Annotated in this window: 7 protein-coding genes and 2 tRNA genes; 5 read left to right on the top strand and 4 right to left on the bottom strand. The window is 68.7% G+C overall.

Features of this window, described 5'->3' with window-relative positions:
- Positions 1-13: 13 nt before the first annotated feature.
- The 3 genes from AC08OV_RS08345 to AC08OV_RS08335 all read right to left on the bottom strand — a co-directional run bounded on the left by AC08OV_RS08345 (position 14) and on the right by AC08OV_RS08335 (position 5,534).
- Complete coding sequence (locus AC08OV_RS08345; protein WP_462187942.1) at positions 14-163, bottom strand: type II toxin-antitoxin system prevent-host-death family antitoxin; 150 nt, start codon at positions 161-163, stop codon at positions 14-16.
- A 92-nt stretch (positions 164-255) separates the two neighbouring features.
- Positions 256-4,068, bottom strand: a complete 3,813-nt coding sequence (gene metH, locus AC08OV_RS08340) for a methionine synthase (RefSeq protein WP_476612481.1) — start codon at positions 4,066-4,068, stop codon at positions 256-258.
- A 215-nt stretch (positions 4,069-4,283) separates the two neighbouring features.
- Complete coding sequence (locus AC08OV_RS08335) at positions 4,284-5,534, bottom strand: PfkB family carbohydrate kinase (RefSeq protein WP_476612480.1); 1,251 nt, start codon at positions 5,532-5,534, stop codon at positions 4,284-4,286.
- Between the two features lie 274 nt (positions 5,535-5,808).
- Between AC08OV_RS08335 and AC08OV_RS08330 the strand changes: the two genes are divergently transcribed.
- Together AC08OV_RS08330 and AC08OV_RS08325 are read left to right on the top strand one after the other, a co-directional pair.
- Positions 5,809-5,883: transfer RNA gene (locus AC08OV_RS08330), tRNA-Asp, on the top strand.
- 52 nt (positions 5,884-5,935) lie between these two features.
- Positions 5,936-6,012 (top strand) — tRNA-Phe (locus AC08OV_RS08325).
- 135 nt (positions 6,013-6,147) lie between these two features.
- Here the strand turns inward: AC08OV_RS08325 and AC08OV_RS08320 are convergent.
- Positions 6,148-7,215 carry an integrase core domain-containing protein gene (locus tag AC08OV_RS08320; RefSeq protein ID WP_476612479.1) on the bottom strand — a complete coding sequence of 356 codons (1,068 nt, stop codon included), beginning with the start codon at positions 7,213-7,215 and terminating at the stop codon, positions 6,148-6,150.
- Positions 7,216-7,545: 330 nt separating this feature from the next.
- Here AC08OV_RS08320 and AC08OV_RS08315 point away from each other — a divergent pair, with 330 nt between their 5' ends.
- The 3 genes from AC08OV_RS08315 to AC08OV_RS08305 all read left to right on the top strand — a co-directional run bounded on the left by AC08OV_RS08315 (position 7,546) and on the right by AC08OV_RS08305 (position 12,062).
- Positions 7,546-10,587 carry a CHAT domain-containing tetratricopeptide repeat protein gene (locus AC08OV_RS08315; RefSeq protein WP_476619507.1) on the top strand — a complete coding sequence of 1,014 codons (3,042 nt, stop codon included), beginning with the start codon at positions 7,546-7,548 and terminating at the stop codon, positions 10,585-10,587.
- A gap of 68 nt (positions 10,588-10,655) precedes the next feature.
- Positions 10,656-11,120, top strand: a complete 465-nt coding sequence (locus AC08OV_RS08310) for a hypothetical protein (protein WP_476612476.1) — start codon at positions 10,656-10,658, stop codon at positions 11,118-11,120.
- Between the two features lie 6 nt (positions 11,121-11,126).
- A complete protein-coding gene (locus AC08OV_RS08305) occupies positions 11,127-12,062 on the top strand; it encodes a hypothetical protein (RefSeq protein WP_476612475.1) in 936 nt (311 codons plus the stop codon).
- Positions 12,063-12,229 lie beyond the last annotated feature (167 nt).

Below are 12,229 nucleotides of genomic sequence, written 5' to 3'. Positions count from 1 at the left end.
CCGACCGGATACCTCAGGCCAGCCCGAGGTCGGCCTTGACGGCCGCGACCCGCCGGCCACGGCGGGCGAGGCAGGCCGGCGTGTGGTCGGCGCGAACCTGGTCGATGATCGCCGTGAGCCGCTCTCGGGCCTCCGGCACGCTCAGTTTAGGCGACACGGTCATGCACTCAACGTACATGCAGGGTATCTTCCTGTATGTGGACATCTCCGCCAGTCTGACCGATCTGGCCCGGGTAGATCAGCCGGCCGGGGCGTCTACTCGGGATCGTAGGCGAGGTTGGGGCGTAGCCAGCGCTCGACGTCGGAGATCTTCAGGCCCCGCCGTCGGGCGTAGTCTTCGACCTGGTCCCGGCCGATGCGCCCGACGGTGAAGTACCGCGATGACGGATGGGCGAAGATGAGACCGCTGACGGCGGCCGCGGGGGTCATCGCGAAGGACTCGGTCAGGCTCATCCCCACCCGCCCGGCGTCCAGCAGGTCGAACAGCGCCTGCTTCTCGCTGTGGTCGGGGCTCGCCGGGTAGCCGAAGGCGGGACGAATGCCGCGGAAGCGCTCGGCGTGCAGATCCTCCAGCGACGGCTTGGCGTCCGGCTCGAACCAGGCGCGTCGCGCCTCAAGGTGGACATACTCGGCGAACGCCTCGGCGAGCCGGTCGGCCAGGGCCTTCACCATGATCGCCCGGTAGTCGTCCTGCCGGGCCTCGAAGCCGGCCGCGAGCGTGTCGGCGCCGTGGACGGCCACGGCGAACCCGCCGATGTGGTCCCCGGCCGGAGCCAGGTAGTCGGCGAGGCTGCGGTTCGGCCGCCCCGCGGGCTTGGCCGTCTGCTGGCGCAGCATCGGCAGGCGCAGCCGCCCCGTGCCACCCGGACCCGACGTGCCACCTGGACCCGACGAGCCGTCGCTGTTCACCGTGCCGACGTCGATCAGATCGATCAGATCGATCAGGATGTCGTCGTCCTCCGCGACGGCGGGCCAGAAGCCGTAGGCCCCGCGGGCCTGAAGGCTACCGTCCGCGATGATCTGATCGAGCAGGACGTTCGCCTCGTCGTACAGCTCGCGGGCCACCGGCTGGTCCAGGATCGCCGGGAACTTGCCCTTCAGCTCCCAGGCAAGGAAGAAGAACTGCCAGTCGATCATCGCGCGCAGCGCGCTGAGGTCCGGGGTGACGACACGGACGCCGGTGAAGGCGGGGACGGGCAGGTCGTCGAACGTGACCTGCTCGCGGTTCGCCCGGGCCTGCGCGAGGGGGAGCAGCGGGCGCTGCTGGCGGTTCTCGTGCTGCTCACGCAGGAGCTTCTGCTCCGCCCGGTTACGCACGGCGAGCTCCCCGGCCCGGTCGGCGTCGAGCAGGTCCGAGACCACGCCGACGACGCGGGAGGCGTCCAGCACGTGGACGGTGGTGGCGTCGTAGGCGGGGGCGATGCGGACCGCGGTGTGCTGGCGCGAGGTGGTGGCGCCGCCGATCAGCAGGGGCAGCTTCAGCCCGCGGCGCTGCATCTCGGTGGCGACCGTGACCATCTCGTCCAGGGACGGAGTGATCAGGCCGGACAGGCCGATCGCATCGGCGCCCTCCGCCACCGCCGTGTCGAGGATGACCGTGGCGGGGACCATGACCCCCAGGTCGATGACCTCGTAGTTGTTGCAGCCGAGGACCACACCCACGATGTTCTTGCCGATGTCGTGCACGTCGCCCTTGACGGTCGCGAGCACCACCGTGCCGTTGCCACGGTTGCCACGGCCGGTGCCGGCGGTGTCGGTGCCGGCCAGCAGCGCCTGCTGCTTCTCGGCCTCCATGAACGGTTCCAGGTAGGCGACCGAGCGCTTCATCACCCGGGCGCTCTTGACCACCTGCGGCAGGAACATCTTCCCGGATCCGAAGAGATCACCGACGATCTTCATGCCGTCCATGAGCGGTCCCTCGATCACGTCGAGGGGGCGGGCCGCCCGCGCCCGGGCCTCCTCCGTGTCGGGCTCGATGAAGTCGACGATGCCGTGCACGAGCGCGTGCGCCAGGCGCTCCTCGACCGGCGCCTCGCGCCAGGACAGGTCCACCGTGCGCTTCGTGCCGCTCCCGCTCACGGTCTCGGCGAACGCGACGAGCCGGTCGGTGGCGTCGTCGCGCCGGTCGAAGAGCACGTCCTCGACGAGTTCGAGCAGGTCGGCGGGGATGTCCTGGTAGACGGCGAGCTGGCCGGCGTTGACGATGCCCATGTCGAGCCCGGCGCGCACGGCGTGGAGGAGGAACGCCGAGTGCATCGCCTCACGGACGATGTCGTTGCCGCGGAAGGAGAACGACAGGTTCGAGATGCCGCCGCTGGTCCGCGCCCCCGGGCAGCGCTGCTTGATCAGCGGCAACGCGTCGAGGAACGCCTTCGCGTAGCCGTTGTGCTCGGCGATGCCGGTGGCGACGGCGAGCACGTTTGGGTCGAACACGATGTCCTTGGCCGGGAAGCCGACCCGCTGGGTGAGCAGGTCGTAGGCGCGGGCGCAGATCGCCACCTTGCGTTCGGCGGTGTCGGCCTGGCCCCGCTCGTCGAAGGCCATCACGACCACGCCGGCGCCGTAGTCGCGGATGCGCCGGGCCTGCTCCAGGAAGGGCTCCTCACCCTCCTTGAGGCTGATCGAGTTGACGACGCCCTTGCCCTGCACGCAGCGCAGCCCGGCCTCCAGCACGCTCCACCGCGAGCTGTCGACCATGATGGGCAGGCGGGCCGCCTCCGGCTCGGTGGCGAGCAGGTTCAGGAACGTGGTCATCGCCCGCTCGCTGTCGAGCAGGTCGGCGTCCATGTTGACGTCGAGCAGGTTGGCCCCGCCGCGCACCTGCTCCAAGGCGACGTCCACGGCGGCCTGGTAGTCGTCGGCCTCGATCAGCCGCCGGAACCGCGCCGAACCGGTGACGTTGGTGCGCTCCCCGATCATGACGAAGCCGGTATCTTCGCCGATCTCGAACGGCTCCAGCCCGCTGAAGCGGGTGCGCGCCGGCGGGGCCGGAACCGGGCGCGGCGCCGCACCGCCGACGGCGGCGGCGATCCGCGCAATGTGCGCCGGCGTCGTCCCGCAGCAGCCGCCGACGATGTTGACCAGGCCCGCGGCGGCGAATTCGCCGATCAGCCGGCCGGCTTCGTCCGGGGTCTGGTCGTAGCCGCCGAAGGCGTTCGGCAGGCCGGCGTTGGGATGGCAGGCCGTGAACGTGTCGGCGAGCCGGGCGAGCTCGGCGACATGCGGGCGCATCTCCTTGGCGCCGAGCGAGCAGTTCACCCCGACGACCAGCGGATGCGCGTGGGCGATGGAGCTCCAGAACGCCTCGACGGTCTGCCCCGACAGCGTCCGCCCGGACAGGTCGACGATCGTCACCGAGATCCACAGCGGCAGCCGCGGGGCGACCTCGCGGGCGGCGGCGATCGCGGCCTTTGCGTTGAGCGTGTCGAAGATCGTCTCGATGAGCAGCAGGTCGACCCCGCCGTCCGCCAACGCCTGGATCTGCTCGGCGTAGGCGGCCCGGACCTCGTCGAAGGTCACCGCCCGGTACGCCGGATCCTCCACTCGCGGGGACAGCGAGAGCGTGACGTTCAATGGGCCGATCGAACCGGCGACGAACCGGCGCCCCCCGGTCTGCCGGGCGGCCTCGTCCGCGGCCTGGCGGGCCAGCCGCGCGCCCCGCAGGTTCATCTCCCGCACCAGCGACTGCAGCCCGTAGTCCGCCTGGCCGATGCTCGTCGCGGTGAACGTGTTCGTCGTGGTGATGTCCGCGCCGGCCGCGAGATACTGCCGGTGCACGTCGAGGATCACGTCCGGACGGGTCAGGTTCAGCAGGTCCGGGTCGCCGGCGACGTCCTTCGGGTGGTCGCGGAACCGCTCCGTGCGGTAGTCGGCCGGGGTGAGCCCGGCGTTCTGCAGCATCGTGCCCCAGGCCCCGTCGAGCACGACGACCCGCTGGGCCAGCAGCTCCCGGAGCTCCCGCTCGCTGGCCCCGACCGTGCTGGCCTCGATCGCGTCTGCCCCGGCCGTGCTGGCCTCGATCGCGCCGTCATGGACGGCCACCTCGTCGACGGACCCGGACCCTGCCATCAGAGCACCTCCCGGTTATGGGAGGCGCCCTTACGGAACGGTGCGGGCCGAGCGTGGCGGACCTGGGCCCGTTGCAGCGCCTCTCGACCTGTGAGTGACGATACCGTGCCATCGTGATCACTTCACGTCGGCTCGAGCGTTTCCTCGCCGTTGCTGCTGTCGCTTGAGAGTCGCACGCCACCCGGGCGGGACACCGGTCCGCGCCGCGCGTGAGCTCATCCGGACTTGGCGGAGGTGCCGGCATACAGCGCACGGATCTGGGCGTCGGTCGGATGGTGGCCCGTGCCCGGGAAACCGACCGTCCAACCGGCGACAAGCACCGCGCGGTCGATGGCACGGTCGGGATCGCCGGTGGCCAGCCAGTAGTGCAGGAACCCGGCGAACAGCGCATCACCCCCGCCGGTCGTGTCCACCACGCCCAGCGGTGCGACCGCCGCGACAGCGCGCACCGGCCGGTCCGCCACCGCCAGCAGGCAACCCCGCGTGCCCAGACCCACGACCACGATCCGTGCCGGTCCCCGGGCAAGCAACTGCCGGGCAAAGGCATCGGGGGGTACGGTGAGGTTCTCCGCCGAGCAGAACACGATCGACGCCCGGGTGAGCCCGTCCTGTGCATAGGCGTCGTCCTGCCCGACCAGGGACGCCAGTCGCACGTCGCTGCCCAGCGCGGCGAGCCCGCGGGCGACGTTGCAGCCGACCCCGGCGACTTCCAGGCGCAGCGACCGGTTCAGATAGCGCACCGGGATGTAGGCGAGGGGGAAACCATCGACCGGGATCGTCTGCTGGACGTTGACGACACCGGCAACCGCCACGGACAAGCCCATAGGCCCGCAGTGTCGCACCGCCGGGCTGAGTGTCGTGAGCATCGTGGGGCCATACCTGCGCGATCTGTGCACCGAGGAACAGCGGAAGCGCTGGCTGCCCGGGGTGGCTGCCGGCAAGGAGGTGTCCATCCGGGCGAGGGTGTCGGTGAGCGCGTCCGCGCGGCTGCGTTCCAGGTCCCCGTAGACCCGCGCCTTGATGGCGGCCAGGGACATCGGTGAGCAGGACCGCGCGATGTCGGTGGCGTAGCGCACCGCGTGGTCCAGTACGTCGCCATCCGTGATCATCTGGTTGACCAGCCCGAGCTCGGCCGCCTCGGCGGCACTGACGGCGTGGCCGGACAGCAGGAAGTCCGAGACCCGGGCGGTGCCCATGATCCGGGGAAGATGCCAGGACAGACCGTATTCGACGACCAGGCTGAGGCGGGAGAAGCCGGAGTTGACGGAGGCGGAGGCCGCGATGAACCGGACCTCCGGGTCGGCGTCCGCGGCACGCAGGGCCTGCGCGTAGGCGGTGGCCATCGGCAGGGTGAACGCGTTCATGACCTCGGGGCGGTTCAGGGTGACGACGGCGACCCCGTCCTCGACCCGGGTCAGAACGGGATCGGCAACGGAGGTCTGGATCGACTCCGTGCTGCTGCGCACCTTTCGCTCGGTTCCCTCGAGGTCGGCGGCGTGCCTGGCGTTCCTGGGCGCGCCCGGCGTGCCGCCGCGCCCGCCGCGCGGACTCCGCAGATCTCATGCCGATGTCGCGTCTTCGTAGCGAATCGTGAGTGATCGTGTGCGTGGACTGTTGGGCAAGAATCCTGGGCTCCCGGCCCTTCGAGTGGTCCCGGTGTCGTGTAGCATGACCTCCAGATCCGGACAGGGACCGTGACTGGCACCTGGAGGGCGACAACTGAAGATCGATCTAGAGCATGGTCCCGTGGTGAAGCCTGGAGTTCACGCCGCCCTGTCAAGGCGGAGGTCGCGGGTTCGAATCCCGTCGGGACCGCGTTCGTAGGGCTAACAGTGCGCTGTGGCTCATACGAGAGTCGCACTACCCGGGGCAGGTAGCTCAGTCGGTACGAGCGTCCGCCTGAAAAGCGGAAGGTCGGCGGTTCGACCCCGCCCCTGCCCACCACCTCTGATCAGGGGATTCGCCTCGCAACTCGGCTCCTAGCGGTCTCGTGAAGATCGTTATGTAGCAACGGGTGTAGCAACAGCCCCGCACGCTTGTGGGGTGTCAGAACTCGGCCACCGGCGTTGACCTGGGCTTTTAAGCGGCTCGTTCGTACTCGTTGATCAGACCGCCGAGGACGGACTGACGCTTGATCCGCTCCTTCGCCAGGTCCGCGACGGCGTGGTCGGGCCGTGGTGGTCGAAGGCCGCGGCCACGGTGGGGTCGTCGTCCGTTGTAGTGCCGTGCATACTCGGCCAGGACCACGCGCAGATGCCGCTCGCCGAAGATCAGCATGCGGTCGGTGACCTCGGTCCGAACCGTGCGGACGAATCGTTCCGCGTAGGCGTTCGCCTGGGGAGCCCGGGGTGGGATCTTGATCGCGGTGATGCCGGCGTCGGCGAGGACCGCGTCGAACGACGCGGTGAACTGTCCGGCGCGGTCGCGGACCAGGAACCGGAAGTCGGCCGCCCGGTCACCGAGGTCCATGAGAAGGTTCCGGGCTTGTTGGGTGGTCCACGGTCCGTCGGGGTGGACGGTGACTCCGAGGACGTGGACGGTGCGGGAGCCGACCTCGATGACGAAGAAGCAGGACAACCGCCGCAGCGTCACCGCGCAGTCCACGTGGAAGAAATCCACCGCCAGCATCGTCGACGCCTGCGTGCGCAGGAACTGCCGCCACGTCGTGTCGGTCTGCCGCCTGGGCGCCGGGGGCAGCCCCAGGGACGTCAGGACCCGGCGGATCGTGGACGCGCTCACCCGGTGGCCGAGTTTGAGGAGCTCGCCCTGGATCCGCTGGTAGCCCCACGTCGTGTTCTCGGTCGCGAACCGCTCGATGAGGGTGACGATCTCCGTGCTGATGGGTGGCCGTCCCGTCCGCCGCGGGTGGGTCCATGTCCGTGTGACCAGACGGCGGTGCCACCGCAGGACGGTGCCAGGAGTGACCAGCCGGTGGGCTCGCAGCGTCTTGGGGAGGAGCCTGATCAGTGCGGCGAGGACCGCCCGGTCTGCCCAGTCCCACCGGGGCTTGGGCTGGGTACGGCGCAGCACCGCGACCTCATGCCGCAACACCAGCAACTCGATGTTCTTGGACGCCGACGAACGACCGAGGAGAACCAACCAGCCACACACCCGCACGAAGATCAGATAGAGCAGGCGCACGGACATAGCTGACCATCATGCCGGCAGCCGCACCGTCGCATCACCCCAGCTCACGGACCCAGGCCGACTTCTGGCACCCCACAGCCACCCCGTCTCATGATCAACCTTCCAGGGGGTCACGTCGCCCGTTATCATCACTCGCGGCGCCCATCCTGTCGGACCCACGCCCAACGCGAGGGCTCAAAGATACCGATCTTAAAACAATCCCAAGCGGGGACTTTGGCAAGGTTGCTGATTCATCAAGCGTATGATCGATAGTAAACCTTGACGTGGCTACCGATCACCTTATTTGCATGACGCGCGGTAGTCCGCAGCAGGAACGGCACGGGGGTAGGGATGCGGAAGCGGCTATTCGCGGCGGTTCGGGCGAGCCTGGCTCGATTCGCCGATGCCCAAACGAACGAGGCGGCCAGCCTCCTGCGGCAAGGCATCAAAACCGGTGATGTCACCGCACTGGACGCGGCCGTGCGTCAATTTTGGCTGGCGGCGAGCGTCACTCCAACTGGCCACCCTGACTACGTGAAACACCTCGCAGACCTTGGTAGCGCCTTAGTCCCCCGGTTTGAGCGCACCGGAAACATGGCCGATCTGAATGCTGCGGTAGATGTCGGCCAGCAGGCGGTAGCGGCCAGCCGACCCGACGACCCCCACCGCGCCATGTACCTGTCCAACCTCGGGAATGCGCTGCGTTTTCGGTTTGAGCGCACCGGAAACATGGCCGATCTGAATGCTGCGGTAGATGTCGGCCAGCAGGCGGTAGCGGCCAGTCGACCCGATGACCCCCACCGCGCTGATTACCTGTCGAACCTTGGAGGCGCACTGCGTTTCCGGTTCGAGCGCACCGGCAAGTCAGCTGACCTGACCGCCGCAATAAATGTACTTGAACAAGCCGCCGAGGCTACGACGTCTAACTACCCGCACCGCGCCATGATACAGGCGAATCTCGGCTTCGCGCTGAGCATCCGGTACGGTCGCACCGGGGCGCTGGCCGACCTGGATGCTGCGGTGGAACAGTGCCGACAGGCGTTGGAGGCCACTTCGCCCGGAAAGTCTAACCGTGCCATGTTACTGTCAAATTTCGGTGTTATTTTGCAGCGCCGGTCTGAGCGCACCGGAGTTCTCGTCGATCTAAATACTGCGGTAGATGTCGGCCAGCAGGCGGTAGCGGCCAGTCCACCCGGAGATCCCAACCGCGCCATGTACCTTTGCACCCTCGGAAACGCACTGAACTTTCGGTTCGGGCGCACCCGGAACCTGCAAGACCTGGACGCGGCCGCGCGACTGTTCCAGGGAGCCGTCGAGGCCAGCTCACCCAGCCACCCCATCCGCACTGCGTGCCTGTCGAATCTCGGAGGCGCCCGGTTGACGCGCTTTCAGTACACCGGGAACTTAGCCGATCTGGATGTTGCGGTGGACACGTGCCGGCAGGTCGTGGCAGCCACCCCATCTGGTCATCCCAACCGAGTCGGACGCCTGTCGAACTTCAGTAACGCCATGGCCGCCCGGTTTGAGTACACCAGGGATTTGGCCGACGTGGATATTGCGGTGGATACTGGCCGACAAGCGGTCGATGCTTGCCCGGCGGATCATCCCGACCGCGCCCTGTGCCTGTTGAATCTCGGGATCGTTCTGCACTCCCGGTTCAGCCGTACCGGAGTGCTGGCCGACCTGGACGCCGCCGTGGATGCTGGCCGGCAGGCGGTCGAGCTAGAGGTTGCATCACCTCGGGTCCGGGTTACGGCGGCGCGAGGCTGGGGCTGGGTCGCAGCGGTGGAGGGGCAGTGGGAGCAGGCAGTTGCGGGGTTCACATCTGCGGTCGTTCTACTCGGGGAGCTCGTGCCCCGGGAGCTGTCCCGCCCGGATCAGGAGGAACTGCTCGCCGAGGTAAGTGGGCTGGGCGCCGACGGGGCGGTCTGTGCGGTCCGCGCCGGTGATCCGGCGCGCGCGGTCGAGCTATTCGAGCAGGGCCGGGGAATGTTGTTGGGTCGGGCCTTGGATACTCGCGCTGACCTGAGTGAGCTCCGGGAAAAGCATGCGGAGCTGTATGATCGGTTCGTCGCACTGGCCGCCGACCTTGACTCGCAGGAGACGGCCCGCTTCGGTGGCCTGTGGCAGGCAGGCGGCGAGATGAATGGCCGCTTGGAGGACACCGAATGGCTAGGTCGGCGTCGGCGAGCGGCACGCATGGAATTCGATCAGCTAGTCAAGAAGATTCAGCACCGCCCTGGTTTTGAAGATTTCCTGCGGCCCCTTACGCTGACGAAATTGACCCAAGCGGCGGTGAGTGGCCCAGTCGTGATAGTCGCAGTGTCCCAGTTCGGCTCGTACGCGCTGATCCTTACCGAGGCTGGCGTCGCCGAGCCGATCCCGCTGGCCGGGCTGAGCCCGGACGCAGTCGCCGAAGAAGTACACGAGTTCCTGACCGCCTTAGGCACGACCGCGTCACGGGATGCGAACCGGGACGATCGGGAGCAGGCGGAAGCTCGGCTATCGGGGACCTTGAGCTGGTTGTGGGACCGTCTCGCCGGACCGGTGCTAGACCACGTGGACAGACTCGGCTTGCTCTCCGCCTCGGGCCTGACCGGCGGCGAGCTGCCTCGGATGTGGTGGTGCCTGTCTGGGCCGCTGTCGTTCCTGCCGGTGCACGCCGCCGGCCGGCACGAGACCCGGTTCGACCCGCAACCCTGCACGGTCATCGACCGGGCAGTGTCGTCATACATCCCGACGCTGCGGGCACTGGTCCACGCCCGCCGCGCCCCCAGCAGTCGGAGAACGCCGCGGCCTGCGGGAAAGGTGGCGGCGGTTGCGATGCCCAGCACACCCGGGGTGTCCGACCTTCCCGGCGCGGAATCCGAACTCAACGTGCTGCATCGTCATTTGACCGGTCGAGTCGGCTCGCTTGTAGGCCCAGAAGCTCGGTGGGACACGGTGCACGCTGCACTGCGCGAGGCGACATGGGCCCACTTCGCCTGCCATGGCTACAGTGACGTGGCCGCGCCGTCGACCAGCCGCCTTCTACTGTACGACCATCGGGAGCGGCCGTTCACCGTGGTCGATGTCGCCCAGCTCCGCCTCGACCATGCCGAGCTGGCGTACCTGTCGGCCTGCTCCACGGCCCGCCCCGGCGGCGCTCTCGCCGACGAAGCGATCCACCTGGCGTCAGCGTTTCAGCTCGCCGGCTACCGGCACGTCATCGGCACCCTGTGGCCAATCGACGACGACACGGCGATCGGTCTCGCCGACGAGGTCTACGCCGCGCTGACAGGCTCCGGCCCGGTCGAACCCGCCGTCGCCCTGCACACCGCGACCCGGAGGCTGCGCAACCTGCATCTGGCCGAACCGTCGCTGTGGGCGTCTTACATCCACAGCGGAATCTGAAACCACCTAACCACTCTGGAGAAGCGTGATCTCTCCGGAACCACATCTACAGAGGAGAACGCCACTCCATGGATGACGCCATCGGCGTCTTGGCCGCCGCCCGTGCGATCCGCCCCCTGCTGACGCGCTTGATCGGCCCCAACGCCGCAACGGACCTCGCCCGCTGCATCGACGAGCTGCTTGCCGACCCCGACCCCACCGTCGCCGCGACTAAGCTGCGGACGGAGCTCGGCGCGCACCCCGACACCGCCTGGTTCCTGCAACGCGTCCTTGCCGACGCACCTCACTACCGCCCGCCCAACCTAGTCCGCACCCGCACGCAGCCCGGCGGTGACCCCGACAACGTCGACGCCGGACCGACAAACAGGGAACGTCGTGGTTCGGATCTTCTCTTGGGTGGCCTCGGGCCTGTCGACGCTGAGCGCTACCGATGCCCCACGCAGGGCTGCCAGTTCGACTGGGAACGCTACGACGGCCAGGAAACACCCCCAGACTGCTGCCCGCGCCACCAGATCCCCCTGATCAGGGCCTGACAAGCGGTGCTCGGCGCATTCTGGGAAGCCATCGGCGGCAAGCTCGCCGACCGGTGGGCTGCCGTAGCCGCCCCCGCGCTGATCTTCTGGCTCGGCGGGCTCGCTGCCTGGACCCACCACCGCGGCGGCCTGCACACTCTCGACGACCAGACCCGCTGGCTTGACCAGCAGGCCACCGTCACCCAGGTCGCCGTGCTCCTGACCGCCCTCGTCGTGGTCGCTGCCAGCGGCGTCGCGGTCGCCAGGCTAACTCGCCCGGCGCTCCGCCTCCTCGAAGGCTACTGGCCCGGATGGACCGGATCCCTGGCCAACCGGCTCGCCTACCGCGCCGCCGACCGCGCGGACAAGGAACGCACCGCCCTCCACCAAGCTCGCGCCCGGCTGCGCACCCAGCCCACTCCCTCCGACCGTGCCACCGTCGCGCGCCTCGAACGCCGCCGTCACCGCCGACCCGTCGCCCGCGCTGACTACCTACCCACCCCGCTCGGCAACCTGCTACGCGCCGCCGAAACCCGGCCTGCCCACCGCTACGGCCTCGACACCGTCATCGTCTGGCCCCGACTCTGGCTCGTCCTGCCCGACAGCACCCGCCACGAACTCCTCGCCGCTCGCGCCAGCCTCGACACCGCCGTCGCCACCAGCCTGTGGGCCCTGCTGTTCTGCGCCTTCACCCCCCTAGCCTGGCCCGCCTTACCCGTTGGTCTCACCATCGCCGCCGCCACGATCACCTTCGCCGTACCAGCCCGCGCCCAGACCTTCGGCGACCTCATCGAAGCCGCCTACGACATCCACCGCATCGCCCTCTACCAGCACCTCCGCCTACCCATACCAACCAGCCCTCAGGAAGAACCCGCCGCCGGCCGAGCACTCACCACCCTGCTCTGGCGCGGCACCCACGACCCGAACCTCACCTACACCCCACCATCCGGACCCGAGCCCTGATCCACACGGGCACGCTCTCAACGCAGACCAGACCGCTACAGCTCCGACTTCCATTCCCGTCGACTCCTCAACAGCTGCCCGACCTGATGGACAGCCGGACGGGCGGCTGTTGAGGACCGGGCGATTCCTACCCGCCAGTCGCTCACCCTTCGGGCGTGTAAGAACAA

It is taken from the genome of Frankia sp. CeTa3Moorea (assembly GCF_978021225.1).
Note: the sequence above shows the minus strand (reverse complement) of the source record. Positions and strands in the feature narration are given on the sequence as shown.

Coding starts and splice junctions, on each gene's coding strand:
- AC08OV_RS08345 (WP_462187942.1), bottom strand. CDS start 163: ATGACCGTGTCGCCTAAACTGAGCGTGCCGGAGGCCCGAGAGCGGCTC.
- metH (WP_476612481.1), bottom strand. CDS start 4,068: ATGGCAGGGTCCGGGTCCGTCGACGAGGTGGCCGTCCATGACGGCGCG.
- AC08OV_RS08320 (WP_476612479.1), bottom strand. CDS start 7,215: ATGTCCGTGCGCCTGCTCTATCTGATCTTCGTGCGGGTGTGTGGCTGG.
- AC08OV_RS08315 (WP_476619507.1), top strand. CDS start 7,546: ATGCGGAAGCGGCTATTCGCGGCGGTTCGGGCGAGCCTGGCTCGATTC.
- AC08OV_RS08310 (WP_476612476.1), top strand. CDS start 10,656: ATGGATGACGCCATCGGCGTCTTGGCCGCCGCCCGTGCGATCCGCCCC.